Raw genomic sequence first — 312 nt, 5'->3', positions numbered from 1 at the left:
CATTGTTAGATGCGATGGGGGGACGGATCGCGGAAGGTTGTCCGGGTGTTGGAAGTCCCGGTCGCTGCATTGGAGAAGGCGCTTAGGCAAATCCGGGCGCGGAATTCAAGGGTGTGGCGCGAGCTCCCTAGGGAGCGAAGCAATTGGAAGTGGTTCCAAGAAAAGCCTCTAAGCTTCAGTCTAATGATGACCGTACCGCAAACCGACACAGGTGGGCGAGATGAGTATTCTAAGGCGCTTGAGAGAACTCGGGAGAAGGAACTCGGCAAATTGGTACCGTAACTTCGGGATAAGGTACGCCCTTGTAGCTTG

Annotated in this window: 1 rRNA gene; it reads left to right on the top strand. The window is 54.8% G+C overall.

From position 1 onward, the window contains the following. Positions 1 to 312, top strand: a 23S ribosomal RNA gene (locus tag G3N94_RS42030); the annotation flags it as partial.

The organism is Burkholderia sp. Ac-20353 (genome assembly GCF_017104785.1).
Lineage (GTDB): Bacteria > Pseudomonadota > Gammaproteobacteria > Burkholderiales > Burkholderiaceae > Burkholderia.
Note: the sequence above shows the minus strand (reverse complement) of the source record. Positions and strands in the feature narration are given on the sequence as shown.